We start from the raw sequence: 25,002 nt of genomic DNA on the forward strand, positions 1-25,002 counted from the left end.
AAAGCCACTTTCCGGAGATATATCCCATCTCCTGTTTCAGACCAGCTGTCATATTAGGAAGGAATGCCCCGATGAAGTTTTTTGTCGATACTGCCGATGTAAAGGATATCCGTGAGCTTAACGACCTTGGACTGGTCGATGGCGTAACGACGAACCCTTCACTCATTCTCAAATCCGGCCGCAGCATCCTGGAAGTCACCAAGGAAATTTGCAGCATCGTCAAGGGTCCGGTTTCAGCGGAAGTTGCTGCCGTGGAATATGAGCAGATGATGAAGGAAGCAGCGGTTCTCGCCAAAATCGCCGACAATATCTGTATCAAGGTGCCACTGACGCTTGACGGCCTGCGTGCCTGCAAGGCGCTTCGTTCCGACGGTCACCTCGTCAACGTTACCTTGTGCTTCTCTGCCAATCAGGCACTGCTCGCCGCCAAAGCCGGTGCAAGCTTCATCTCGCCGTTCATCGGCCGCATCGATGATATCGGGATTGACGGCATGGAGCTGATTTCGGAAATCCGCACCATCTATGACAATTACGACTATCCGACAGAAATTCTCGCGGCTTCTGTCCGCACGGTCAATCACGTCAAAAGCGCAGCTCTCATCGGTGCCGATGTTGTAACTGCACCACCAGCAACACTGAAGGCACTGGTCAAGCACCCGCTGACCGATAAGGGCCTTGAGACATTCTTGGCCGATTGGGCGAAGACTGGTCAGTCCATCGCCTAAGCCGATCTGGCAATAAAATGAAAACGCCCGCTGATTAGACCAGCGGGCGTTTTTGTTTAGAGCAAATCCGAATGATGCCTCTGCGCCACATCCGGGTGCGAGCGCAAACGGCCCTTGAGATAATTGCGGCCAACTTCGCGGAACAAGGGATTATCCGGATCGGTATCTTCCCCGCCCGCCTCGGCCACCAGATTAGCGGGCAATGACAGAACCGGCACATTCGCCTTCAGGTCCGCACCGAAGAAAAACGCTACCGAAAGCCGATCTTTGCCCGAGGGAGGTGTCACCACCCGGTGCACAGTTGCCTTGAGATAACCATTCGAAGCCAGCTCCAGAATCTCGCCAATATTAATGACGAATGTTCCGGGCACAGGCGTGGCATCAATCCAGCCGCCATCTTTTTCGACCTGCAAGCCACCCTGCACATCCTGCAAAAGCAGGGTGAGGAAGCCGCTATCCTTGTGGGCACCAACGCCTTGGCTGCTTCCGGTTGCGTCGCGGCCCGGATAGCGAATGATTTTCAAGTGCTGGTTGGGTGCATCCTGATAGATCGGTTTGAAAACATCTTCGTCCTGGCCAAGAGCCAAGGCAAATGCCTGCAACAACTCAATGGCAACACGGGTCAACTCGCTTTGCCACTCTAGAGTAGTCAGTTTGAGGTCAGGCAAACCGGCAGGCCATTGATTCGGACCTTGCAGGCGAGACCACGAGGGAGAACGTTCCGTCTGGCGTATAGCCTCTCGCTCCGCCCCTATGTCGAACTGCTCGCGCCAGTCCGCCTCACCTTTGGTGCGCTCGCCGCCAGCTCGTGTATAGCCTCGAAAATGCGGCGACTTGACCATCTCCACCGCCAGCTTTTCCTTTTCGGGCAGCGCGAAAAACTCTTTGGAGGTTGCAACAATCCGTTTTTGCAATTCGTCCGAAATGCCATGGCCGCTTAGATAGAAAAAGCCGAACTCGCGCGCGGCATGTCTCAAATCCTCGAAAAAACTGTCGCGTTGCGCCGGATCACGATAGCGCGAAAAATCAAGTGTCGGGAGGGTTGTGTTCGCCGGCAATCCGGTCATTGCGAATTCTCCAAAGTTCAGCGGTTATAAAGTCTATCCAGTATCTGGCGTTCGTAAAAGGCCAATTCCGGAGAAGCATGACGCCTTGGCCTTTCCACCGGGATGGTCAAATCAAGAGCGATCCGGCCGCTATCGATCACCACAACCCTGTCTGCCAGCGCGACGGCCTCGGTGACATCGTGAGTCACCAGCACGGCAGTAAACTTCTTGGCAATCCAGATGCGTTCCAGCAATTGCTGCATCTCGATCCGCGTCAAAGCATCCAGCGCGCCCAGCGGCTCGTCCAGCGCCAAAATGGAAGGGTGTCCTACCAAGGCCCGGGCCAACGCCACGCGTTGCCTTTGTCCTCCTGATAGAACAGAAGGCCATTCCCCGCCACGATCGGCAAGTCCTACCTCCGTCAATAATTCCTGGCTTTTTACCCGGGCAGTTTCGCCCTTTTCGATCCCGGTCAGCCCCACTTCGACATTTGCTATGACCCGCGCCCACGGCAAAAGCCGCGGCTCCTGAAACATGATGCGCGTGCGCTTTTGTTCCTTGGCATCCGCACCATAGATAAGTTCACCGGATGTCGGCTTGTCGAGCCCCGCCAGCAGCCGCAACAAAGTGCTCTTGCCACAGCCGCTTTTGCCGATGATTGCAACGAACTGACCTTCCTGCACATCAAGGTCGATGCCTTGCAGGACCGGCTTGTCCTTGAACTGCTTGGTTACGTTGCGAAAGGAAAAGGCAAGCGTGCCTCGCGCTTCTTCAGCCTGTTCGCCCGGGGCTATAAAAGAGGTATCCGTGAAGGCCCGGCGTGCTGTAACAGTTGCTGCGGTCATCTTCGTTCCTTCAAACTGTTTGATAGGCCGGGTGCCATTGCAGGGATAGCCGTTCGAGAAACCTTGCAAGCGCATCGGCCAGCTTTCCAAGCAGGGCATAGATCAGGATCGACAGAACCACGACATCGATGAGCAGAAATTCGCGTGCCTGCATCGCCATGTAACCAAGTCCGGATGACGCCGAGATTGTTTCAGCAACGATCAGTGTCAACCACATGATTCCGAGGGCATAACGCAACCCGACGAAGATCGAGGGTAGTGCTCCCGGTAAAATCACCCGCAGGAACAATTGGCGTCTCGACATGCCATAAATGCGTCCCATCTCGACCAGTTGAGGATCGACACCCTGTATGCCAAGCAATGTGTTCACGTAAATCGGAAAGAACACGCCCAGCGCGACGAGAAAAAGCTTGGCTTCCTCATCAATGCCGAACCAGAGAATGACCAAGGGTATCAGCGCCAGATGCGGAATATTGCGGATCATCTGCAATGTCGTGTCGGTAAGCTCGCGGCTAAGCGACGAAAGCCCGTTGGCAAGGCCAAGTGAAAACCCGATAAGGCCACCAACGGCAAAGCCACTCAGCGCGCGCAAAGTGGATATGCGGATATTCTCGATAAGCTCACCCGATAGAAGCAGTTTCCAGAATGCTTCGCCCACCGCCGATGGTGCAGGCAGGACATTAGCCGGGATAAGCCCCGCTCGTGAGGCTGCTTCCCATCCTGCCAGCAGCAAGGCAGGCAAAAGCCAACCTAGAGTGCTTCGACCGAATGATGAGAGAGCCCTGCTCATGATGAAGCCTGCAAGCGCTGGACACTGTGAGCACCAACTCCAAACTCGTTTTCCTGCGTCCGGCGTGGAGCGCGTTTTGCATTGCCAAGACCAAGCACCGGAAACAATAGTTCTGCAACGCGGTATGCTTCTTCCAGATGCGGATAGCCAGAACCGATAATCGTATCGATCCCGATTTCCTGATATTCGCGGATACGTGCTGCAATACTTTCCGGAGAGCCGACGAGCGCCGTGCCCGCCCCGCCGCGAACCAGACCCACACCGGCCCAAAGGTTCGGCGCCACAACAAGCTTGTCGCGGCGTCCGCCATGCAGTTCCGCCATGCGGCGTTGGCCGACAGAGTCCATTTCCTTGAGGAACCGGGCCTGTGCGACTTCGATCTGATCATCCGTAATCTTGCTGATCAGGCGGTCAGACGCAGCCCAAGCCTCATCTTCGGTTTCACGCACAATGAAATGCAGACGAATACCAAAACGCAGCTTGCGGCCTTTCAATGCTGCCTTGGCACGGGCACGCTCGATCTTTTCAGCCACCTGCGCAACAGGCTCGCCCCATGTCAGGTACATATCCACCTGTTCAGCAGCCAAGTCCTGTCCGGCATCAGACGAGCCGCCGAAATAAAGCGGCGGCCGCTCCTGCGTCGGCAGAAGATCGAGCCTTCCACCGTCGACCCGGTAATGCTCACCGGCAAAGTTCACCGTTTCACCGGAAACCAGATCGCGCCAGATTTTCAAAAACTCCGCCGCCTGTTCATAACGCTGATCATGCGGCAGGAAAACGCCATCACCGGCGAGTTCTTTCGGATTGCCGCCGACCACCACATTCAGCAGCAACCGCCCTTTGCTCAGGCGATCCAGAGCCGCTGTCTGGCGCGCGGCGAAGACTGGCGAGGTAACACCGGGGCGCAAGGCGACCAGAAATTTCAACCGTTCCGTATGGGTGGCAAGTCCGGCGGCCGTGATCCATGAATCCTCACAGCTTTGCCCGGTAGGTAACAGGACACCGGGAAATCCCAGCCGGTCAACCGCCTGCGCAATCTCACGGAGATAGTCGTGTTCCGGCGGGCGCTGCTGCTGTTCAGAGCCCAGATAATTACCATCACCGTGAGTCGGGATGAACCAGAAGAAATCCAGTGGAGGCTTATTACCGGAAAGTGTCATCGGATATGTCCCGTCAGGTCCCGATCAATTCGTCGGTGCGGTCCAAACCGCATCGGAAATCTTGATCGCGTTTGGAATGAGTTTCAGCTTGGCGAAGCGGTCTGCCGTTTCCTGCTGGTGAGCTATGATTTCCGGAGTGATCGGCTCAACACTGAAAACAGAACGGTTTGCTGCCAGGATTTGCGCATCGAGCGGAACACCGGTTACCTCATGCAGCGCTTCTGCAACCTTGTCCTTGTTCGCATTGGCCCACTTGGCAGCCTCACCCAGGGCATTGACTGTCGTTGTCACGGCAGCTGGCTGTGCTGCCGCAAAATCGCGATTGGCAATGAAATAGGTTTTTACGTTCAAAACTTCACTGCTCAGAGCAAGAATACGAGGCTTGTAGCGCGTTTCCGCAATGGCAAAGAACGGGTCCCAAACCGCCCACGCATCGATCTTGTCGCTGGCGAATGCTGCTGCCGCATCGGCTGGACTCAAATAGACAGGCGTAATTTCATCATATCCGAGCTTGGCTTTTTCAAGGGCAGCAATCAGCAGATTATGCGCGCTGGTACCCTTGCCGACACCAACCTTCTTGCCCTTCAGATCGGCCAGCGACTGTATTGTCGATTCCGGTTTGACGAAGACAGCTTCACCCGCGCCGTTTGAAGCAAGCGCTGCAACATAAACAATCGCAGAGCCTGCGGACTGCCCGAAAATGGGTGGTGCATCACCAACCCAGCCAACATCAATACTGCCGACATTGAGAGCCTCCACCAGCGGTGGCCCCGCAGTGAATTCAACCCACTTGACGGTGGCGGGTGCGACAGCCTTCTCAATGACCTTCTGCTGGCGTGCCACAACAGGCAGCCCGGTTTTCTGGTAGCCAATCTTCAATTCCTGCAACGGCTCCGCAGCGAATGAACTTGTCGCTATAAAAGCTGCGGCGAAGAATAAGGCCCCGAGAGCCCGGCGTGTCAGTCTTGTCATAGTCCCTCTCAACATCACAGGCTTGCGGTAAATCTTCCGCCCGATATGGAATTGGACCTATGTTAGGTAACTCGACCGCTCTTATAGAGAAAAGAAATTTCATAGAAGAGGCATAAATGCGATTAATTTTCTGGCGCAACCCGAAGAAGTTAAACGGCTCTGCCAGTTTCACTTGTGCGTCAATTACTTTGAAGTTCCATCTTTAGAGCTTCCCACATGGTCAGCAAGATGTCTGAGTGAGGAACATCTATCATCCCGTGTTCGGCCTTGTCGGGATAATGTCGCCCGTAGAGCTGCACGAGATGGTAGCCAATTGTATAACCAGTCCAACGAGGTAGCTCACCAGCCCCGAAAAACCAGACAGAATGATCATAGTGAACGTGATCTAATTCAAGTTCAGCCCGATTTATGACCTCCGCCCAATCGCAATTCACAAGTGCATTAGTCCATACAGGGGCAAGTCCAGTGAACAGCTTCTGGGCAAAGCTGTCCGCCAGCCCCTCGGAGATGAATGCTTCGCCCAGAGAATAGCCGTAACCGCATGCCTCGTGCCGCATGGAATGATGAAGCTCGTGGGCTAAAGTCTGCGTAAATCTGCCTGTGGTCAAACTCTTCTCAAAAAGTGTGTTGGCTGGATCGAGGTTGATCGTTACCAATCCACGCCGGAAGCAGGAACCGCCAATACCAAGTTCAGGAATAGTTTCTTCCGGTAAATATTGAACGAGGACATCCACTGGTCGAGAAATGAATCGGGGAGGCACCGTTGCCGTAATGAGATCAGCAACGCTTTTTGCTTGAGTGCGAAGAATTGCATGCCAAGAATCAAGTGATCCCTCCGCTTCAAGAAAATGCAGGTTCAGTTTCATCGCAGCATCAATGTTGATAACACCAATCTAATGTACTCAGCTTATGGGATATGCCAAGCCTGACTATAGTCTAAACGCCCTTGCAATGACCGCAGCCTGAACGAATTTCACTCGTCTTCGAAACCTCCACTCAGCTTCAAGCCTTCAATAGAAGTCGCGCCGTCCTTGCGGACGACTGCCATGGATCGCACACCCGTTCTGGCCGTTATCTCATCGGCGAGGACTTGTGAGTGGGTTACGATCCACAATTGTGTACGTTCTGCTGCCTGTGCGATCATCTCGGCCAGCGCTGGCAGCATCGAAGGATGCAGGCTGGTTTCGGGCTCGTTCAATGCCATCAACCCCGGCAGGCGATACGACATGAGTGCGCCCGCCAATGCCAGAAACCTTATTTGTCCATCAGATAGTTCCTCGGGCCGGAAAACCCGTTGCGGAAACTCGGGCAGGCGCAGTCCGAAGGTTGCTGTTTCTCCTGGAACAGGCACATCCAGAATGGCGCCGCCCAAGGCATCTGCGATACAGCGGTCAAGTTCCACTGTATCCTCGCGAATGTGAACAAGAGTCGCAAAGACCGCCGCCAGATTGCGTCCGTCCTCATCGAGCATCGGCGCTGTGATAGCCAGCGCTGGCTGGCGGATCGGTGAATCCCTGTCTGTTCGAAAACCGTGATAGAAGCGCCAACCGAGAACAGTGGCACGCAGGTCGCCTATTTCCGGATAGCGCCCCGAAAGACCGAGGATTGCCAGCGCCGTCTCTGAATCAAGAAGCTTGAGCGGATATTGCGTGCGTCTTCCCGCATCGTCCCGGATTGAAACTGCGGGGCCTTTGCGGTCCATCATATCGACTGGACGACCGCCATTGCTGACCGTCAGGCCCTCTTCCTTGATCTGGGGTTCGAAAGCAAAACCGGCCGCGGCTGGCGGGCGCAAGCCCAACTCTACCTTGTAATCGGCACGCATGGCCGTATCGTCGGCTTCAAAACATGCATTGAAGCCCATACGAACAGGACCGGATTTGCGTTTCCCGCTCCATAGAGCCGACTGCATTCCGCCTTCGCGAGCGATCTCATAGGAAAGCGTGCCTCCAGCGGCGGCTTTTATCAACTGCATGGAGCGGTAGAGATTGGACTTGCCAACGCCGTTTTCGCCAACGAACAGGGCAAGCTGGCCCATGTCGAGGCGTATGGAGCGAAGCGACCGATAGCCGGTCGCAAAGAGTGAAGTCAGGCGCATGAATTGCTTCCGCCCGCAATTATGAGATCAGAACTTGGAAAGGTCCTGTGCAACACTCAGGTTCAATGCCTCGGCAAGTTCACGCGCGGCGCGATTATTCGCATCACGTGCCGCCCGTGTGGCTGCAAAGCGCTGTCTCGGCGAATCATAATTCGACGTGACAATCCGGGTTTTCTGGCCAACGACCTTGCCGTCTGAAGTCCGGGTCAGAACATAGGTACCAGTCATACGAATCAAACCTGCCGTGGGCTGCCCTGATTTATCGTTGGTTGCATTCTGGACGAGCGCCAGAGACAGATTCTTTGAACTTACCGCAAGCCGCAGTGAATATGCGGGGCTAGCTGGCTGACCAGCGCCGCCAGCAAACAAGAAGATCATATGATTGCGCACTTCCTGCGTAATGCGGTCGCCGGGCTGATTGATAGAAACACTCGCAAGCTTGGAGCGTATGCTTCCGTTCACGCCAACGCTGCTACCGGCAGCAGGCGCAGAATCGGAATAAAGCGGCCGCACCTGACAACCACCGGCAACCAACGCCAATCCCACAACACACAGGGACAACAAACGCTTGGAGCTAAAGCCCTGCATCCAACGATCAGACAACGACATTGATGATCCTCTGCGGTACGATAATGACTTTCTTTGGCGAATTGCCATTCAACGCTGCCTGTACAAAATCAAGCGTAAGCACGGCCTTTTCGACCGTCAATTGATCCGCATCGCGGGCAATTGTCAAATCCCCACGCTTCTTTCCGTTGATCTGAACGGGCATGGTGACGTCGTTCTCGATAATCAATGCAGGATCAAACTCCGGCCAAGGCCGATGCGCGATCAGATCTTCGCCATCCAGCTCTTTCCAGCACTGTTCAGCCAGATGCGGCATCATCGGTGCAATCATTGAGAGCAGCATTTCCGTTGCCTGACGGCAGGCGCCTATCAAAACGGCATCCGCTTCGCCCACGGCGATTTTCTGCAAAGGTCCAGCCAAGAGATTTACCAGCTCATAGAGACGCGCCACGGCCTTGTTGAAACCCAGCTTCTCAAGGTCTTCACCGACCAGCTTGACGGTACGATGCGCCGCCTTGGAAATCTGCAAGGCATCACCATTCGCTGCTGCAACTGGCTTTACGCCGCGCAAACCTTCAGCCGCTTCCGAAATCAGCCGCCATACGCGCTGCACAAAGCGGTGCGCACCTTCTGCACCGGCTTCCGTCCAGATCACATCGCGTTCCGGCGGCGAATCGGACAGCATGAACCAGCGGGCGGTATCAGCACCGTAGGAAGCAATGATGTCATCCGGATCGACAACATTTTTCTTCGACTTCGACATCTTTTCGATAGAGCCGATTTCGACTTCTTCGCCGGTGGCTATCAACACAGCGCGGCGCTTGCCGTCAGCCTCTTCCAGCCGCACCTCTGCCGGAGTAACCCAGTTACTGTTTGCACCAGTGCCAAGACGATAGGTTTCATGCACGACCATCCCCTGCGTAAACAGGCCCTTGAATGGCTCGCTGATATCCAAATGACCGGCAACTTTCATCGCCCGGGTGAAGAAGCGTGAATAGAGCAGGTGCAGGATCGCGTGCTCGATCCCACCAATATACTGATCAACCGGCAACCAGTGGTTGGCAATCTTCGGGTTGGTCGGCTCATTTTCCCAAGGCGCAGTGAAGCGTACGAAATACCAGGACGAATCGACAAACGTGTCCATCGTATCGGTTTCGCGGCGCGCAGCCTTGCCGCAGTTCGGACAATTGACGTTACGCCAGGTAGGATGACGATCCAGTGGATTGCCGGGGCGGTCAAACTCCACATCGTCCGGCAGCTTGACCGGCAGGTCGGCCTTTGGAACAGGTACTACTCCGCAATCGTCGCAGTGGATCATCGGGATCGGGCAACCCCAATAGCGCTGGCGCGAGATACCCCAGTCACGCAAACGGAAATTAACCTTGCGCTCGCCTTGCGGGCGGCCACCGATTGTCTGGGTTTCAAGCTTTTTCGCAACTTCGTCGAAAGCCGCCGCTGGCGTCAGGCCATCCAGATAACGTGAATTGATCATCACGCCATCATCGACATAAGCCGTTTCAGTGATTTGGAACGTTGCCGCATCGCCGCCTTCCGGCATGACAACCGGCACAACGGGCAAGCCGTATTTATTGGCAAAATCCAGATCGCGCTGATCGCCGGAGGGACAACCGAAAATTGCGCCTGTTCCATAGTCCATCAGAACAAAATTGGCGACATAAACCGGCAGCGTCCAGCTCGCATCCAGCGGATGAGTAACGCGCAGACCAGTATCAAAGCCCTTCTTCTCAGCCGTTTCCAGCGCCGCTACGGATGTTCCTGCGCGGCGGCATTCCTCGTTGAATTCAGACAGAGCGGGATTGCTCTCGGCAGCTTTCTTCGCCAGTGGATGATCGGCAGCAATCGCAATGAACGATGCGCCAAACAGCGTATCCGGGCGCGTTGTGTAAACCTCGATCTCGCTGGCTTCGGGCGTGGCAGATTTTTCATCCAGTGCCCATCGGATCAGCATGCCTTCAGATTTGCCGATCCAGTTGCGCTGCATCAGGCGCACCTTGTCCGGCCACTGATCCAACCCGTCCAGCGCACCCAGCAATTCTTCGTTGAAATCGGTGATCTTGAAGAACCATTGCGTCAGTTCGCGTTGCTCGACCAGAGCACCTGAACGCCAGCCGCGACCGTCAATGACCTGCTCATTGGCAAGCACCGTCATATCTTCCGGGTCCCAATTGACCTTGGAAGATTTGCGCGTCACCAGACCCTTCTCGACGAAATCGAGAAACAGCATCTGCTGGCGGTGGTAATATTCGACATCGCAGGTTGCAAACTCACGCGACCAATCGAGCGACAGTCCCATGGACTTCAACTGTTTGCGCATCGAATCGATGTTCTGGTAGGTCCATTCTTTAGGGTGGACCTTGTTCTGCATCGCCGCGTTTTCCGCAGGCATGCCGAAAGCATCCCAACCCATCGGGTGCAGCACATTGAAGCCCTTGGCGCGCTTGTAACGCGCTACAACATCGCCCATCGCATAGTTGCGCACGTGCCCCATGTGAATGCGGCCCGACGGATAGGGAAACATCTCAAGCACGTAGTACGGGTCACGCGGATCATCATTGCTGGTTTCAAAAAGCTTGGCATCGTCCCAAACTTTCTGCCAATGCTTTTCTGCCACACGCGGGTTGTAACGTTCGGTTGCCATGAACGGAATTCTCTTGCAAAGGATACTGGATTAGGGTGCGTCGAAGTTCAGGTCAGGGTGAGCCGAAAATGGTAATTTTCGAGAACCGGAACGGAGTGAACTTTTGGTTCATGAGTACCGGAAGCGTAGAAAAATGCCATTTGCAGGCCACCACGACGTGAATCTCGCACACCCTGGTTGGGCGGACCTTCACCACGTATTAGGTGTACCGTCAACCACTTGACGCTTATCGGGCCTGCTAAAACCGGCTCGAAACTTATAAATAGGACAAGAACCAGCCATGTCGACCGTTGTTGATCAACTTTTTACCGTTCGCGCCGCAATCGGCAAAGCATCAGTTGAGGCGGGGCGTGACGAGGATTCCGTAGCGCTGGTAGCAGTATCAAAAACCTTTGACGCCGATGAAATCCGCCCGGTGCTGGAAACCGGGCAGCGCGTGTTCGGAGAAAACCGCGTTCAGGAAGCACAAGGCAAATGGCCAGCCCTTCGTGCAGAGTTTCCCGGTATCGAACTGCACCTCATCGGACCACTGCAATCCAACAAATCCGAGGATGCAGTTGCCTTGTTCGATGTCATCGAGACTGTCGACCGCGAGAAAATCGCCGCCACGCTCGCAGCGGAGATGAAGAAACAAAACCGCTTTCCCAAGCTTTATATTCAGGTGAATACAGGATCTGAGCCGCAAAAGGCCGGAATTGAACCAAAAGAGGCTGTGGCTTTCGTCAAGCGTTGCCGCGATGTGCACGGTCTGACCATAGAAGGCTTGATGTGCATTCCTCCCGCTGACGAAAATCCCGGCCCACACTTCGCCCTCCTGCGCAAGATCGCCGGAGAAGCCAACGTCGAAAAGCTCTCCATGGGCATGTCGAGCGATTACGAGATCGCCATTGGTTTCGGAGCAACGTCCGTGCGCGTTGGTTCAGCAATCTTTGGCAGCCGATAATATTGACTTCAATGCATGCATTGCATACATTTTGTTTCCAAGATGGAGTTTGCCCAATGGCTATGCTGACGATCCGGAATATCGATGAAGGTGTAAAGGAGCGGTTGCGCGTGCGGGCTGCCCAAAATGGCCATTCCATGGAAGAAGAGGCACGAATAATCCTAAAGCGCGCAACTGGCGGTATCACCGGCAAAGAGCTTTGGGATTTGTCGCGCGGATTATTCGGAGAAAATAGCGGCATTGCGCTCGAGTTGCCGGATCGGAATAATGACCGCCCGCCGGTCAATTTTGAACAATGATTGTTCTTGATACCAACGTCATTTCGGAGCTTCTGAACGTCAGAGCTGATAACGGCTTACGCAACTGGCTTGTGGGACTTGAAGACACGCCGCTTGCTACCACCTCGATCACGATCGCTGAAATTGAGTTCGGGATACAGAGATTGCCAGCGGGAATACGCAGAGACCAGCTTCAAAAGGCTTTTGAAACCTATATCCGCACAATCCCCGTTTTGCCTTTAGACGATGTTGCGGCCTACAAAGCCGGGCAGTATCGCGCCTTGCGTGAATCCACCGGGAAGCCCACAACACTAGCCGATATGATGATTGCGGGTATAGTGAGTGTGGTGGGTGGAACTCTGGCAACGCGTAATACCAAAGACTTTACAGGTCTGCCGCTTCAAATCATTGATCCGTGGCAGGTTCAGTAGATAAAACAAACTGTTCAAGTGGAGGAAATGAATGTCCGAGAAGGTATATCCCGTGCTGGCCAGCGCGAAGAAAAACGCGCTTATCGACAATGATACCTATCTCAGCTGGTACAAGCAGAGCATCAAGGACCCGGAAAAGTTCTGGGGCAAGCATGGCAAGCGTATCGACTGGTTCAAGCCCTACACCAAAGTCAAGAACACCTCATTCACCGGCAAGGTTTCCATTAAATGGTTTGAGGATGGTGTAACCAACGTCGCCTATAACTGCATTGATCGCCATTTGAAAAAGCGTGGCGATCAGGTTGCGATCATCTGGGAAGGTGACAACCCTTACCTCGACAAGAAGATCACCTATAACGAGCTTTACGATCAGGTCTGCCGCCTCGCCAATGTGATGAAGAAGCATGGCGTCAAAAAGGGCGACCGCGTAACCATCTACATGCCGATGATCCCCGAAGCGTCCTATGCGATGCTGGCTTGCGCACGCATCGGTGCCGTTCATTCCGTTGTCTTCGGTGGCTTCTCGCCCGACGCTTTGGCCGGTCGCATCATCGACTGCGAATCCACTTTCGTTATCACTGCCGATGAGGGCATGCGCGGCGGCAAGCCAATTCCGCTCAAGGACAACACCGACAAGGCCATCGACATCGCTGCCAAGCACCATGTCATGGTCAAGAATGTGCTGGTTGTGCGCCGCACCGGTGGCAAGACCACATGGGCAAACAGCCGCGACTTCTGGTATCACGAGGAAATCGCCTCGGTTAAGGGCGATTGCAAGCCGGAAAAGATGAAGGCGGAAGACCCGCTTTTCATTCTTTATACATCAGGATCGACAGGCAAGCCGAAAGGTGTACTGCACACCACAGGCGGCTATCTCGTCTACGCCTCCATGACCCATGAATATGTTTTCGATTATCATGAAGGCGATATCTATTGGTGCACCGCCGATGTGGGCTGGGTTACGGGCCACTCCTATATTGTCTATGGCCCGCTCGCCAATGGCGCGACGACGCTGATGTTTGAAGGCGTGCCCAACTATCCTTCCGTGTCGCGGTTCTGGGAAGTTATCGACAAGCACAAGGTCAATATTTTCTACACAGCCCCAACCGCCCTACGCGCCCTGATGGGTGCAGGCGACGAGCCGGTCAAGAAGACATCGCGCAAATCATTGCGTGTTCTCGGTTCGGTTGGCGAGCCCATAAACCCGGAAGCATGGGAATGGTATTATCAGGTGGTCGGCGAAAAGCGTTCGCCTATTGTCGACACCTGGTGGCAGACGGAAACCGGCGGCATCCTCATCACCCCGCTTCCCGGCGCAACAGCGTTGAAACCCGGTTCCGCAACGCGCCCGTTCTTCGGTGTACAACCTCAGCTCGTCGACAATGAAGGCGATGTCGTGGAAGGCGCCGCCGACGGCAACCTCTGCATCACCGATTCATGGCCCGGCCAGATGCGTACGCTCTACGGCGATCACAAGCGTTTCATCGAAGCCTATTTCTCCACCTATAAGGGCAAGTACTTTACCGGCGATGGCTGCCGCCGCGACAAGGATGGCTATTACTGGATTACCGGCCGTGTTGATGACGTTCTGAACGTTTCGGGACACCGGATGGGAACGGCGGAAGTCGAGTCTGCACTGGTATCGCACGATACGGTTTCGGAAGCGGCAGTTGTCGGTTATCCGCATGATCTGAAGGGGCAGGGCATTTACTGCTATGTCACTTTGATGGCAGGTCTCGAGGGGAGCGATGAGTTGCGCAAGGAACTCATCACTCATGTCCGCAAGGAAATCGGCCCCATTGCATCACCGGACAAGATCCAGTTTGCACCGGGCTTGCCCAAAACACGCTCCGGCAAGATCATGCGCCGTATCCTGCGCAAGATCGCCGAGGATGATTTCGGCTCACTTGGCGATACATCAACGCTTGCAGATCCGGCAGTTGTCGATGATCTGATCGCCAATAGGCAGAATAAAAAGGGCTGATATTCAGCCTCTGGCGACCTCATTATGCGGGGTCGCATTTAGGTAGGCTCATGAGCCGTCAATAAACACGCTTGCAGTATCGTCAATGCGTGGTTCGACTGGGCTCACCATGAGGACGGTTTGTGCATGGCAGGGGTTTGCTTATAGCCTTTCAAAACGAGCTTCCTGCAATAACCATACCTTCCTCATGGTGAGCTTGTCGAACCACGCATTATACGAGTTGCAGCTAAATTAGCTGTTCAGCCTTGTGAAAACCACTCCTCAGGGTGAGCATTGGGCATGTCGAAGGGCGAACCACGCACAACTGAAATGCAATTTACCTATATAAATCAGCTCGCGTCTGTGGCACCGCAGATATCCCGCGCTTGCGCTTGGAAGCCAGTGTCTGGTTGATCTGCACAGTGCCGCGCTCGAATGCCAGTGCGCAACCTGTAAGATAAAGCAGCCAGAGACGAGCCTTTGGCGCGCCTACTTCTGCAATTGCCTCGTCAAACCGCGCATGCAGGCGGTCGGCCCAGATACGGCAGGTCTTGCCGTAGTGCTCGCGCAGGTTTTCCGCATCGTGCACTTCAAAACCATGGCCTTCGAGATTCTCGACCGTCATGCCCAAATGGTCGAGTTCGCCGCCCGGGAAAATGTACTTCACCAGCGCCAGATGTTCGGCACTCTTGCGTCCGAAAGCTTTCTTGTTGCGCTTCATACGACGTGTAATCGCGTGATGCAGATAGAGCCCACCCGGCTTCAAAAGCTTATGTACACTTGAATAGTAGGTGTTGTAATGCGCGATCCCAACGGCTTCGAACATGCCAATCGACGATATCTTGTCGAAACGCATCTGCGGATCTTTGGCCAGCTCCTCATAGGATTTGACGTGGATCGTGATTTTGTCCTCAAGACCTTCGGCCTTGATGCGCTCGCGAGCCAGTGCCGTTTGCGCCTCCGATAATGAGACGCCTGTGCCGGTAACGCCGTAATGCTTTGCGGCGTAGATCAGCATGGCACCCCAGCCGCAACCGATATCGAGAAGCCGTTCACCGGGTTTAAGGCGCAGCTTGCGGCAGATCAGTTCCAGTTTATCGGCCTGCGCCTGATCGATACTGTTGTTCCAGTCGGTAAAATAAGCGCAGGTATAGACCATCCGGTCATCGAGAAAGAGCTGATAGAAAGCATTCGAGACATCATAGTGATGCGTGATCGCTTCCTTATTCGAGCCGCTGACGTACGGGTTTTTGCCGCCCAGACCGGATGATCCGCTCTTACCACCGCTCAAAAGCAGGGCAGGAATATCCTTCAGCAACTGCCATTTCGGCAGAGCCTTGATCTTCTCTTTCAGCTTGCCCTTTGGCCCGCGCTCGACAAGCTCGAACAACGTCCCGTTTTTGACGTCGATTTGGCCGGATACCCATAATTCAACGATAGAACCTATATTAGGTTTAAGAGCCAGTTGGCGCACAGTCATCGGATCGTTGATGACCAGCATTGGTCCGTCAGCAACATCTCCAATACGGGTTCCGTCCCATAACTCGACCGAAAATTGGGGCTCGATCAGATCGATTACGGTGCGGATAATTCGGGCTGCACGCTGCTCAGCTGCCATTTCTTGCCTCCAGGCACTGCGCCAGTGCTTGCATGAAAATTACGAAACATGATTTGCTCTAAGCAGGTTTCTGAAAACTGTCCAACGGTTTTCCGGCAACACCCACCTATGAAAGCGCGCGGAGACGGCCATTTGGAGACAATGCAGCGCGGTGGGCTGATTTTTCTCTTGAAATCTATAAAAAGACACCCCATTCTCTTCATGTGTTCAACGAACGTAAAGGAGGTGATCCGATGTCTAGTGATTTCGATATGTGCCACAAGGCGTCTGATGCTAATCCGCGGGGATCATCTCTCCGTTGAAACAGTGTCCCCGGCTCCCGCCGGGTATAGGCCCTTAGGCCAGACGGAATTACGGGGCCATCCTTAGGGGTGGCCCTTTCCTTTTGGGCTTTGCATAGCCAACGGTTTTGCTTCCTCGACCAAATAATGATACCACCTGATTTGCCTGAAAACGGTGCATTTTGCCTTTTAAAAAGGCATCTCCCTCTGAAAGACAAAACAATGTCGGTGGTTATATCTCAAGATGCCGCACCACGTGTGTGGCGTGACGAAATCATAGCGATGCTCACTTTGAGCTGGCCCATCATCCTGACGAATGTGGCTCAGGTTGCGATGACGGCTACCGACGTGATGATGCTTGGCTGGCTGGGACCGCACGCACTGGCTGCAGGTGCCCTCGGCACCAATCTTTATTACATTCCCATGATTTTCGGCCTTGGCCTTATGACTGCTACAACGCCGATGATTGCGCGCGAACTTGGCCGCAGCAAATTTTCCGTTCGCGATGTGCGCCGCACCGTGCGTCAGGGCATGTGGATTGCTGTAACAATTGCAATTCCTATCTGGATTGCCTTGTGGAACGCGACTCCAATCCTTTTGGCTATGGGGCAGGATGTTGGCCTGTCCGCGGAAGCGGGCACCTATGTCCGCGCGCTGCAATGGGCCATTCTGCCATTCTATTTCTACATTGTCCTGCGCTCGTTCATGGCGGCGCTCGAGCGGCCCGGCTGGGCATTGGTCATCGCCTTTATGGCTGTCGGTTTTAACGCATTGGCCAACTATGCGCTGATTTTCGGCCATTTCGGATTTCCTCCAATGGGGATCGTTGGTTCAGGTATCGCAACCGCCCTGTCTTCCGTACTCATGTTCAGCGGTATGGTGCTTATCATCTCGCTTGATCGCCGCTTCCGGCGCTACCATCTGTTTGGTCGCTTCTGGCGTGCTGACTGGCCGCGCTATGGGCAATTGATGCGGCTGGGTTTGCCGATCGCTGCAATCATGGGCTTTGAAGTCACCATCTTCAACGCAGCAGCTTTCCTCATGGGTCTCATCGGCCCCAACTCGCTCGCGGCCCATGCCATCGCAATCCAGATTGCATCGATAAGCTTCATGGTGCCGCTCGGCTTCGGGCAGGCGGCGACTGTGCGTGTCGGTCGCGCATATGGTGCACAGGACCCCGCTGGCATCAAGCGGGCGGGCTGGGTGGCGTTTACTGCTGGTACAGGATTCATGGCACTTACGGCCCTGCTGATGATACTTGCGCCTTTGCAACTCATCCGCGTCTTTATCGATATCCATAGTCCGGCAAATGTCGAGGTCGTCACCTTGGCGGTTTCGTTTTTGGCTCTTGCGGCATTGTTTCAGATTTTCGATGGCGCGCAGGCGGTTGCTGCCGGTATGTTGCGCGGGCTGCACGATACGACCATTCCGATGATCTATGCCGCCATCGCCTATTGGGGCATTGGTCTACCCCTGTCGGTAGCCTTTGCCTTCTGGCTCGACATGAAGGGCGTTGGCATCTGGATAGGGCTGCTTGTCGGCCTTGCCGTGGCATCACTTCTGCTGTTGAGCCGCTGGCTGCGGCGTGAAAAACTCGGCATCGAGATCATTCACTAGAAACCGCCTGCTAAAAATCGATCGTGCGGCCTTTGATTTCCCAATCGCCAAACCGGGCGGGGTCCTTGCCACCTCGCCCGCCAATTTCGCGGGGCTTGTCCGCTTCGGCTTTTTCCGCCGCGTGACGCTCTTCCGCTTCCTTCAAGGCCCGTTGTGCGGCAGGCGGCAATTGGTCAAAGCTCGGGCGCGGACGCTGATCATCATTGTCTGCCTGCGGGTGTGTTGATGTCTCTTCACCGGAATTGGATGGGGTCATGTTATACTCATTCCGAATATACTGATCATTGAAGCTTGCGATGCGAAACACCATCATATAGCGGAATAAACGCAATAAAAGGAATAACCTTGCCTATCATAGTGTTACCGGAAGAGAGACTTCAACCATGAACGTAATGCGCACAGGAATGCTGCTCGCCTTCATGACAGCCCTTTTCATGGGCGTCGGGTTTCTTATCGGTGGAACCGGCGGCATGATGATCGCCCTTGTCGTAGCTACAGTCATGAATCTTTTCAGCTACTGGAATTCCGACAAGATGGTGCTGAGAATGCACAATGCCGTCGAGGTCGATGAAGCCAATGCCCCCGAATATTACCGTATCGTACGTGACCTTGCGGCCAATGCCAATCTGCCAATGCCCAAGGTTTACCTGATACAGAACGCCCAGCCCAATGCATTTGCGACCGGTCGGAACCCGCAAAATGCGGCTGTCGCAGCCAGTACCGGACTGTTGCAAGCGCTGACACCTCAGGAGGTCGCAGCCGTCATGGCGCATGAGCTTGCCCATGTCGAACATCGCGACACGCTGACCATGACAATCACTGCAACATTGGCCGGTGCAATCTCCATGCTTGGCAATTTCGCCATGTTCTTCGGCGGCAACCGCCAGAACAATAATCCCCTTGGCTTCATCGGCATTATCGCGGCCATGGTCGTTGCGCCTTTCGCGGCAATGATCGTGCAGATGGCTATTAGCCGGACCCGCGAATATGCGGCTGACAGGCGCGGCGCGCAGATTTGCGGCAATCCTCTCTGGCTCGCTTCTGCACTCAACAAGATCGCGCGCGGTGCAAAGCAGATCGTCAATGAGGATGCCGAGCGCAATCCTGCTTCGGCTCCGCTGTTCATCATCAACCCTTTGAGCGGTCAGGGCGCGGACAATCTTTTCTCCACTCATCCGAGCACCGAAAACCGTATTGCCGCGCTCGAAGCCATGGCGCAGGAATTTCGCCAGGCTCAGCCGGCACCACAACAGGGACGCCGTGTACAGGCTCCCGCCGAGGAAGAAATACAGGATGACAGGCCATCGCCCTGGGGCCGCAATGGCGGCGGGCGCAAAGGCCCATGGGCATGAGTGTGGAGCACGGTACAAAACGGCCATTCGGTAAAAAGCCAAAAGACTATATCGACGCTGAGGACCGCCCGGGTCTGGCGGCGCGCCAGTGCGCGACACGGCTCCTCGGGGCTGTTATCGAAAAGCACACGTCACTTGACGGGTTGACCGATAACAGTAATGGCCATCCGCAATACATGGAGCTTGAAGACCGGGATCGTTCGCTTGTACGGGCTATTCTTGGCGCTGCCTTGCGCAATCGCGGCACAATCGAGACCGCTATCGGCCAGATGATTGACCGGCCATTGCCAGAAAACGCAGTGGCACTGAAGCACCTCCTGCACGTCGCTGCGGCGCAAATTCTTTATCTGGACGTTCCTGATCGCGCGGCTGTCGATCTTGCTGTGACCGCAGCGAATAATGACCCGCGAAATCGCCGTTTTGCCTCCATGGTCAATGCTGTTCTGCGCCGCCTTTCCCGCGAGAAGGATACGTTGAAGGCTGGTGCGAGCAACGTTCCGGAATGGTTCGAGCAAACGCTCATTGCGGCCTATGGCAAGGACAAGGCGAAAGCTATTCTCGATATACAGGCGAAAGAACCGCCTATCGATCTGACTGTAAAAGGCAATATGGCGGAATGGGCTGAAAAGCTCGGTGGCATTGCCTTGCCGACAGGCTCAGTGCGGCTTGGCACGGTTGAGGGCTCGCTGACCGAACTTCCCGGTTTTGCAGAGGGCGAATGGTGGGTGCAGGATACTGCTGCCAGCCTCCCCGCAAAACTTTTTGGCGACATCAAGGGTCAGCGCGTCGCCGATCTGTGTGCGGCACCGGGCGGCAAGACAGCCCAGCTTGCCCATGCGGGCGCAAATGTCACCGCGCTTGATCTTTCCGCCAATCGGCTGAAGCGTCTTCGCGGAAATCTTGAGCGTTTGGGCCTTGTCGCCGAAACAGTCGAAGCAAATCTCTCCGCCTATACTCCCGCCGAGCCCTTCGATGCGATACTGCTTGATGCCCCCTGTTCCTCCACAGGCACAGTGCGGCGGCATCCTGACGTACCATGGACGAAAACCCCGGAAGATGTGCGTAAGCTCGCCAACCTGCAGGCGAAACTGCTTGATCACGCGGTAACAATCGTCCGTCCGGGCGGCATCGTGGTCTTCTCCAACTGCTCGCTTGATCCGCTTGAAGGCGAGATTGTATCGCGTGAACTCCTTGCCAAGAATCCCGCTATTGAACTCGTGCCCGTCACGAAGGAAGAGGTTGGCGGCGTTGCCGAACTTATCACGCCGGAAGGTTTCGTCCGCTCTACGCCTGCGGACCTGCCACATGAAAATCCGGCACTTTCCGGCATGGATGGCTTCTTTGCCGCACGGTTTCGCCGAAAATACTAAAGTTTTAACTGTTCGGGCTGCATAATCGCTGACTGTCGACAAATTTCGAAGCAATAAATATGGTCGCGTTGAGCGAAACACCGCAACTATGGGGACTTGCAACAGCGCAGCTTTGGCGCCGTTTCCGCAGACGTGTGCGTATGGGTCCGCTCTATCGCTGGCGCTTTACCGGTTTCACCCCAGAGCGCGTTCTCATTGCCCCGCAGGATTTGCGTCCTGCCGATCCGCAGCTCGCGGAAGAGTTCTATCACGGCCGCTTCGCCCTTGCTGGCCGCGTGGTCGAAACCGGCGGGCGCTCGCCCTTCCTTGTCGAACCACCCAATGCCGCCTGGCAGATCGCCCTGCATAATTTCGGCTGGCTGCGTAATCTGCGCGCCGCAGGCACGGAACTTGCCACCGCCAATGCACGGGCATTGCTGGGCGACTGGATCGTTACTCATGGCCGCTCGATCAGTGGCCCTGCCTGGGCACCGGAAGTAACCGCACAGCGTATCATTGCCTGGTTGCAGCACTCCAACCTTATTCTGGCTGGTGCCGAGCTTCGTACCTACCGCCAGTTCATGCGCTCTCTGGCCATGCAGGTGCGCTATTTGCGTACGATGGCCGCTGTCATGGATGACGGCGAAGAAAAACTGCGCGCACGCATCGCTTTGGCCCTTGCGGCATTGGCATTGCCTGTTTCGTCCAGCACCACCCGTTCTGCGCGGCGCAACCTTGAACTGGAGCTTACAAGGCAGATACTGCCTGATGGCGGACATATCTCACGCAATCCGCTGGCAATTCTTGAATTGCTGGCCGACCTCCTGCCGCTGCGCCAAACCTATGCGAGCGGGCAGGAAGCCCCCCCGAAAGCACTGATCGAAGCTATAGAGCGCATGCTGCCTGCGCTACGCTTTTTCCGCCACCATGATGGCAGTCTTGCCCTGTTCAATGGCGTTGGCGCCACCATGCCCGAACGGGTTATTGCCGTGTTACGGCATGATGATATTGGCGGCCTGCCGCTCATCCATGCGGCGCATTCCGGTTATGAACGCCTGTCCATGGATTCGACGACAATCATTGCAGATACAGGCCTCGCGCCGCCCGTTACGGCATCACGTGATGCCCATGCGGGTTGCCTGTCATTCGAAATGTCATCAGGCCGCAGCCGTTACATCGTCAATGCGGGCGTCGACCGTTACGGTCCGGCCGAGTTTCGCCCGCTGGCGCGCTCTACAGCGGCGCATTCTACAGCGACCATCAACGACACCTCGTCCTGCCGTTTCAGCAATACTTCCGGCCTGTCCACAATGATCGGCACGCCTATTATTGCAGGTCCGAATAAGGTCAATATCGAACGGATTGAAAAGCCGGGAACAATTGGCTTCGTCGCCAATCACAATGGCTATGTCCGGCCTTTCGGCATTTACCATGAACGCCAGATCGTCCTGTCCCACAATGGCAGTGTTATCGAAGGCATCGACAGCTTTTTTGCCGCCGGACGCAATCCACTACGCCAGACCGGGGCGGAAGAAATCGTCATCCGCTTTCACCTGCATCCCTCAGTGAACGTCAGTGTTGACGATCATGGGCTTATCGTTCTTCAGGCTGACAACGATGATATCTGGATGTTCTCTTCGACGGTTCAGCCTTTTGTCGAAGATTCGCTGTTCTTTGCCGGTTTCCGCGGTCCGGTAAAAACCCGGCAGATCACGCTCTCGGTCAATGCCGCCAATCGTCCGGAAGTCGAATGGCAGTTCACCCGTACATCGCTCGGCGTCTACGGTTGATACAATATCACTGAATCTTGTACGACAACGAGGCGACAAAAGCTCCATGATAGGCTATAGGAAGCGACCGTCATTGACGCACTCGCCGGCGCAATCCCATTTCCAGTCATATCATCAGGAGCCGATCCATGGAGTATCGTCAGCTTGGCCGTTCCGGTCTTAAAGTATCTGCGCTCAGTCTTGGAACCATGACGTTCGGCGGCAAAGGTAACTTTGCCAAAACCGGCGACACTGATCTCGAAGGTGCAAAGCGGCAAGTCGACATGGCACTCGATGCAGGCATCAATCTGTTCGATACGGCAGATATTTATTCGAACGGCGCATCAGAGGAAATTCTCGGACAAGCTTTGAAAGGCAAGCGTGACAGGGTTCTCGTTGCCACCAAAGCGCGTTTCCGCATGGGCGAAGAAATCAACGATGCAGGCCTGTCGCGCTATCATCTCATCCGCGCCGCAGAGATAAGCCTCAAGCGTCTTGGCACTGATCATATCGACCTTTATCAACTGCACCAGTGGGATGGGCTGACGCCGCTTGATGAGACCCTTGAAGCGCTTGATACTCTCGTCCGCTCCGGCAAGGTCCGCTATGTCGGCATATCCAATTTTTCCGCATGGCATCTGATGAAGGCGATGGGCGTTGCCGCGTTGGAAAAATTCATCGCCCCGGTCAGCCAGCAAATTCACTACAGCCTTGAATCGCGCGATGCCGAGTATGAACTGATTCCGGCAACGCTTGACCAGAACCTGGGTGTGCTCGTCTGGAGCCCGCTTGCCGGTGGATTGCTTTCGGGCAAATACCGCCGTGGCAAGGCGACACCGGAAGGTACCCGCCAATTGGCCAACTGGGGTGAGCCGCCAATCCGCGATGAAGAGCGCCTTTACGATATTGTCGAAGTGCTCGTTGGTATTGCCGAGGCCCACAAAGTTTCAGCGGCACAGGTCGCTCTGGCATGGCTGCTTGGCCGCGCAGGGGTAACGTCCCTCATTGTCGGCGCAAGAACGGATGAGCAGCTTGCCGACAATCTCAAAGCAGCCGATCTCGTATTAACTGCGAATGAGCGCGCAAGCCTTGATGCGGTCAGCCAACCGCCGTTGCTTTATCCCTATTGGCATCAGGCACGCACGGCATCTGACCGGCTTTCCGCAGCGGACCTTTCCCTTATCGAACCTCACTTGAAGAAATAACCAGAAAACCGGCGGAGGGAGGCCACCGGCAGCGAGAACCAAATGGCCTATTCAAACAATCCTGCCCTTCAGCCCGGCGCACCTGAAATTGCGGTTGCCGAGCCCAATGGCTTGTCACCCGCACTGACTTTCCTGTTTGCCTTCGCCTGCGGTGCGATGGTCGGCAACATTTACTATGCTCAGGCGCTGATTGGACTGATCAGCGACGATCTTAATCTGCATGGCGGAATGGCCGGTTTTATCGTCACGGTGACGCAACTTGGCTATGGCGCGGGCCTGCTGCTACTTGTTTCGCTCGCGGACCTGTTCGAAAACCGCCGTCTCGTGCTGCTTACCCTCGGCGGTACGGCGCTCGGTCTTGCCGGTGCTGCAATGTCCGGTTCGGCAACCACCTTCCTGATATCATCTTTCGCTATCGGATTCTTCGCCTGCGGCGCGCAGGTGCTTGTGCCTTTCGCATCTCATCTCGTTCCGGCCGCTTCGCGTGGCAGAACGATTGGCAATGTCATGGCCGGTCTGCTGACCGGCATCATGTTGGCTCGACCGCTCGCGAATCTCGTTGCCTCGGAATTTGGCTGGCGCGCTATCTTCTGGATATCGGCAGCAGCAATGCTGGCTGTACTTGTCCTTTTGCGTATTGCCCTGCCAAAGCGTCAGCCGCAAGGCGGCATACATTACGGCGCAATCCTCAAATCCATGTGGAACCTGCTTATCACCACGCCTGCCTTGCAGCGCCGCGCCTTCTATCAAGGCATCATCTTCGCCAGCTTCAACCTGTTCTGGACGGGTATTCCGCTGCTGCTGACAGAGCAGTTTGGTTACAGCCAGCGCCAGATCGCACTCTTTGCGCTGGCTGGCGCTGCCGGTGCTCTGGCAGCACCTATCGCCGGACGTCTCGCCGACCGTGGCTACACGCGGCAGGGTACTGCAATCGCAATGATTACGCTGACCCTTTGGTTCCTCATCGCGGGTTGGGCCGGTACCGCCATCTCCATCGCGGCGCTTGTGTTATCTGCGATCTTTATCGACAGCGCAGTGCAGACCAACCAGATCTTAAGCCAGCGCATCATTTTTTCACTGAATGATGCGGCACGCGGGCGGCTCAACGCGGTCTATATGACGATCGTATTCCTGATTGGCTCCAGCGGATCAGCCATCGCTGCCGCGAGCTATTTCTATGGCGGCTGGTGGGCGACCTGCATTACCGGAGCTGTCATGGGGCTGATCGTTCTTGGCATCTTCGCTACCGAAAGAACCAGCAAATCACCCGTGTGAACTTGCGCAAAAAGGTAGGATTCCGGCTCGGCCTGTGCTAACGGCCAAGCCAAATCCAT

The 25,002-nt window shown here is 55.2% G+C and carries 22 protein-coding genes; 11 read left to right on the forward strand and 11 right to left on the reverse strand.

Annotation, left to right across the window (positions count from 1 at the left end; all coding sequences use genetic code 11):
* The first annotated feature begins 71 nt into the window (after window positions 1-71).
* The gene (gene fsa, locus ABKW30_RS02075; RefSeq protein ID WP_115054346.1) at window positions 72-725 is read left to right on the forward strand and encodes a fructose-6-phosphate aldolase; all 654 of its coding nucleotides are present in this window, start codon (window positions 72-74) and stop codon (window positions 723-725) included.
* A 56-nt stretch (window positions 726-781) separates the two neighbouring features.
* On the opposite strand, the gene ABKW30_RS02080 is transcribed toward fsa, so the two are convergent.
* The 9 genes from ABKW30_RS02080 to leuS all read right to left on the reverse strand — a co-directional run bounded on the left by ABKW30_RS02080 (window position 782) and on the right by leuS (window position 10,862).
* The gene (locus tag ABKW30_RS02080; protein WP_348596361.1) at window positions 782-1,792 is read right to left on the reverse strand and encodes an isopenicillin N synthase family oxygenase; all 1,011 of its coding nucleotides are present in this window, start codon (window positions 1,790-1,792) and stop codon (window positions 782-784) included.
* 17 nt (window positions 1,793-1,809) lie between these two features.
* A complete protein-coding gene (locus tag ABKW30_RS02085) occupies window positions 1,810-2,616 on the reverse strand; it encodes an ATP-binding cassette domain-containing protein (protein WP_348596362.1) in 807 nt (268 codons plus the stop codon).
* Between the two features lie 10 nt (window positions 2,617-2,626).
* The gene (locus ABKW30_RS02090; RefSeq protein WP_348596363.1) at window positions 2,627-3,406 is read right to left on the reverse strand and encodes an ABC transporter permease subunit; all 780 of its coding nucleotides are present in this window, start codon (window positions 3,404-3,406) and stop codon (window positions 2,627-2,629) included.
* The gene (gene ssuD, locus ABKW30_RS02095) at window positions 3,403-4,566 is read right to left on the reverse strand and encodes an FMNH2-dependent alkanesulfonate monooxygenase (RefSeq protein ID WP_348596364.1); all 1,164 of its coding nucleotides are present in this window, start codon (window positions 4,564-4,566) and stop codon (window positions 3,403-3,405) included. Before ssuD ends, ABKW30_RS02090 begins: the two co-directional genes overlap by 4 nt.
* Window positions 4,567-4,590: 24 nt before the next feature.
* Window positions 4,591-5,538, reverse strand: coding sequence for an aliphatic sulfonate ABC transporter substrate-binding protein (locus ABKW30_RS02100; RefSeq protein WP_348596365.1), 948 nt, complete (start codon window positions 5,536-5,538; stop codon window positions 4,591-4,593).
* A 179-nt stretch (window positions 5,539-5,717) separates the two neighbouring features.
* Window positions 5,718-6,404: a DUF2268 domain-containing putative Zn-dependent protease gene (locus ABKW30_RS02105; RefSeq protein ID WP_348596366.1), complete on the reverse strand. Its 687-nt coding sequence runs from the start codon at window positions 6,402-6,404 to the stop codon at window positions 5,718-5,720.
* A 107-nt stretch (window positions 6,405-6,511) separates the two neighbouring features.
* Complete coding sequence (locus tag ABKW30_RS02110) at window positions 6,512-7,636, reverse strand: AAA family ATPase (protein ID WP_348596367.1); 1,125 nt, start codon at window positions 7,634-7,636, stop codon at window positions 6,512-6,514.
* Window positions 7,637-7,663: 27 nt separating this feature from the next.
* Window positions 7,664-8,245, reverse strand: a complete 582-nt coding sequence (gene lptE / locus ABKW30_RS02115; protein ID WP_348596368.1) for an LPS assembly lipoprotein LptE — start codon at window positions 8,243-8,245, stop codon at window positions 7,664-7,666.
* Window positions 8,232-10,862 (reverse strand): leucine--tRNA ligase, encoded by a 2,631-nt coding sequence (gene leuS, locus ABKW30_RS02120; RefSeq protein ID WP_348596369.1) that lies wholly within the window; start codon window positions 10,860-10,862, stop codon window positions 8,232-8,234. Before leuS ends, lptE begins: the two co-directional genes overlap by 14 nt.
* 280 nt (window positions 10,863-11,142) lie before the next feature.
* On the opposite strand from leuS, the gene ABKW30_RS02125 reads away from it, so the two are divergent.
* From ABKW30_RS02125 to acs, 4 genes are read left to right on the forward strand one after another with little or no spacing between them, the layout of a single operon-like run.
* Window positions 11,143-11,805 carry a YggS family pyridoxal phosphate-dependent enzyme gene (locus tag ABKW30_RS02125; protein ID WP_348596370.1) on the forward strand — a complete coding sequence of 221 codons (663 nt, stop codon included), beginning with the start codon at window positions 11,143-11,145 and terminating at the stop codon, window positions 11,803-11,805.
* Window positions 11,806-11,861: 56 nt separating this feature from the next.
* The gene (locus ABKW30_RS02130; RefSeq protein WP_348596371.1) at window positions 11,862-12,104 is read left to right on the forward strand and encodes a hypothetical protein; all 243 of its coding nucleotides are present in this window, start codon (window positions 11,862-11,864) and stop codon (window positions 12,102-12,104) included.
* On the forward strand, window positions 12,101-12,514 hold the full coding sequence (locus tag ABKW30_RS02135) for a type II toxin-antitoxin system VapC family toxin (protein WP_348596373.1): 414 nt from the start codon (window positions 12,101-12,103) through the stop codon (window positions 12,512-12,514). Before ABKW30_RS02130 ends, ABKW30_RS02135 begins: the two co-directional genes overlap by 4 nt.
* 31 nt (window positions 12,515-12,545) lie before the next feature.
* The gene (gene acs / locus ABKW30_RS02140) at window positions 12,546-14,498 is read left to right on the forward strand and encodes an acetate--CoA ligase (RefSeq protein ID WP_348596375.1); all 1,953 of its coding nucleotides are present in this window, start codon (window positions 12,546-12,548) and stop codon (window positions 14,496-14,498) included.
* Between the two features lie 316 nt (window positions 14,499-14,814).
* On the opposite strand, the gene ABKW30_RS02145 is transcribed toward acs, so the two are convergent.
* Entirely contained in the window at window positions 14,815-16,095 is a 1,281-nt protein-coding gene (locus ABKW30_RS02145; protein ID WP_348596377.1) for a cyclopropane-fatty-acyl-phospholipid synthase family protein, read from the reverse strand.
* A gap of 503 nt (window positions 16,096-16,598) precedes the next feature.
* On the opposite strand from ABKW30_RS02145, the gene ABKW30_RS02150 reads away from it, so the two are divergent.
* On the forward strand, window positions 16,599-17,993 hold the full coding sequence (locus tag ABKW30_RS02150; protein WP_348596378.1) for an MATE family efflux transporter: 1,395 nt from the start codon (window positions 16,599-16,601) through the stop codon (window positions 17,991-17,993).
* A gap of 10 nt (window positions 17,994-18,003) precedes the next feature.
* On the opposite strand, the gene ABKW30_RS02155 is transcribed toward ABKW30_RS02150, so the two are convergent.
* Window positions 18,004-18,249 (reverse strand): DUF1674 domain-containing protein, encoded by a 246-nt coding sequence (locus ABKW30_RS02155; RefSeq protein ID WP_348596379.1) that lies wholly within the window; start codon window positions 18,247-18,249, stop codon window positions 18,004-18,006.
* A gap of 127 nt (window positions 18,250-18,376) precedes the next feature.
* On the opposite strand from ABKW30_RS02155, the gene htpX reads away from it, so the two are divergent.
* The 5 genes from htpX (at window position 18,377) to ABKW30_RS02180 (ending at window position 24,943) form a co-directional block, all read left to right on the forward strand.
* Window positions 18,377-19,345, forward strand: coding sequence for a zinc metalloprotease HtpX (gene htpX / locus ABKW30_RS02160; protein ID WP_348596380.1), 969 nt, complete (start codon window positions 18,377-18,379; stop codon window positions 19,343-19,345).
* Window positions 19,342-20,715: an RsmB/NOP family class I SAM-dependent RNA methyltransferase gene (locus ABKW30_RS02165; protein ID WP_348597569.1), complete on the forward strand. Its 1,374-nt coding sequence runs from the start codon at window positions 19,342-19,344 to the stop codon at window positions 20,713-20,715. The genes htpX and ABKW30_RS02165 overlap by 4 nt, the downstream gene beginning before the upstream one ends.
* 59 nt (window positions 20,716-20,774) lie before the next feature.
* A complete protein-coding gene (locus tag ABKW30_RS02170; protein WP_348596381.1) occupies window positions 20,775-22,484 on the forward strand; it encodes a heparinase II/III family protein in 1,710 nt (569 codons plus the stop codon).
* A gap of 128 nt (window positions 22,485-22,612) precedes the next feature.
* Window positions 22,613-23,668, forward strand: a complete 1,056-nt coding sequence (locus ABKW30_RS02175) for an aldo/keto reductase (RefSeq protein WP_348596382.1) — start codon at window positions 22,613-22,615, stop codon at window positions 23,666-23,668.
* 42 nt (window positions 23,669-23,710) lie between these two features.
* Complete coding sequence (locus ABKW30_RS02180) at window positions 23,711-24,943, forward strand: MFS transporter (protein WP_348596383.1); 1,233 nt, start codon at window positions 23,711-23,713, stop codon at window positions 24,941-24,943.
* The last annotated feature ends 59 nt before the right edge of the window (window positions 24,944-25,002 follow it).

Source organism: Phyllobacterium sp. SB3 (assembly GCF_040009165.1).
Taxonomy (GTDB): Bacteria; Pseudomonadota; Alphaproteobacteria; order Rhizobiales; family Rhizobiaceae; genus Phyllobacterium.

What these genes read in the sequence shown, in the direction of transcription:
- ssuD (WP_348596364.1), bottom strand. Translation starts at nt 4,566, where the DNA reads ATGACACTTTCCGGTAATAAGCCTCCACTGGATTTCTTCTGGTTCATC.
- fsa (WP_115054346.1), top strand. Translation starts at nt 72, where the DNA reads ATGAAGTTTTTTGTCGATACTGCCGATGTAAAGGATATCCGTGAGCTT.
- ABKW30_RS02155 (WP_348596379.1), bottom strand. Translation starts at nt 18,249, where the DNA reads ATGACCCCATCCAATTCCGGTGAAGAGACATCAACACACCCGCAGGCA.
- ABKW30_RS02125 (WP_348596370.1), top strand. Translation starts at nt 11,143, where the DNA reads ATGTCGACCGTTGTTGATCAACTTTTTACCGTTCGCGCCGCAATCGGC.
- ABKW30_RS02090 (WP_348596363.1), bottom strand. Translation starts at nt 3,406, where the DNA reads ATGAGCAGGGCTCTCTCATCATTCGGTCGAAGCACTCTAGGTTGGCTT.
- ABKW30_RS02130 (WP_348596371.1), top strand. Translation starts at nt 11,862, where the DNA reads ATGGCTATGCTGACGATCCGGAATATCGATGAAGGTGTAAAGGAGCGG.
- acs (WP_348596375.1), top strand. Translation starts at nt 12,546, where the DNA reads ATGTCCGAGAAGGTATATCCCGTGCTGGCCAGCGCGAAGAAAAACGCG.
- ABKW30_RS02145 (WP_348596377.1), bottom strand. Translation starts at nt 16,095, where the DNA reads ATGGCAGCTGAGCAGCGTGCAGCCCGAATTATCCGCACCGTAATCGAT.
- ABKW30_RS02180 (WP_348596383.1), top strand. Translation starts at nt 23,711, where the DNA reads ATGGCCTATTCAAACAATCCTGCCCTTCAGCCCGGCGCACCTGAAATT.
- ABKW30_RS02175 (WP_348596382.1), top strand. Translation starts at nt 22,613, where the DNA reads ATGGAGTATCGTCAGCTTGGCCGTTCCGGTCTTAAAGTATCTGCGCTC.
- ABKW30_RS02105 (WP_348596366.1), bottom strand. Translation starts at nt 6,404, where the DNA reads ATGAAACTGAACCTGCATTTTCTTGAAGCGGAGGGATCACTTGATTCT.
- ABKW30_RS02080 (WP_348596361.1), bottom strand. Translation starts at nt 1,792, where the DNA reads ATGACCGGATTGCCGGCGAACACAACCCTCCCGACACTTGATTTTTCG.
- ABKW30_RS02170 (WP_348596381.1), top strand. Translation starts at nt 20,775, where the DNA reads ATGGTCGCGTTGAGCGAAACACCGCAACTATGGGGACTTGCAACAGCG.
- ABKW30_RS02100 (WP_348596365.1), bottom strand. Translation starts at nt 5,538, where the DNA reads ATGACAAGACTGACACGCCGGGCTCTCGGGGCCTTATTCTTCGCCGCA.
- htpX (WP_348596380.1), top strand. Translation starts at nt 18,377, where the DNA reads ATGAACGTAATGCGCACAGGAATGCTGCTCGCCTTCATGACAGCCCTT.
- lptE (WP_348596368.1), bottom strand. Translation starts at nt 8,245, where the DNA reads ATGTCGTTGTCTGATCGTTGGATGCAGGGCTTTAGCTCCAAGCGTTTG.
- ABKW30_RS02165 (WP_348597569.1), top strand. Translation starts at nt 19,342, where the DNA reads ATGAGTGTGGAGCACGGTACAAAACGGCCATTCGGTAAAAAGCCAAAA.
- ABKW30_RS02150 (WP_348596378.1), top strand. Translation starts at nt 16,599, where the DNA reads ATGTCGGTGGTTATATCTCAAGATGCCGCACCACGTGTGTGGCGTGAC.
- leuS (WP_348596369.1), bottom strand. Translation starts at nt 10,862, where the DNA reads ATGGCAACCGAACGTTACAACCCGCGTGTGGCAGAAAAGCATTGGCAG.
- ABKW30_RS02135 (WP_348596373.1), top strand. Translation starts at nt 12,101, where the DNA reads ATGATTGTTCTTGATACCAACGTCATTTCGGAGCTTCTGAACGTCAGA.
- ABKW30_RS02085 (WP_348596362.1), bottom strand. Translation starts at nt 2,616, where the DNA reads ATGACCGCAGCAACTGTTACAGCACGCCGGGCCTTCACGGATACCTCT.
- ABKW30_RS02110 (WP_348596367.1), bottom strand. Translation starts at nt 7,636, where the DNA reads ATGCGCCTGACTTCACTCTTTGCGACCGGCTATCGGTCGCTTCGCTCC.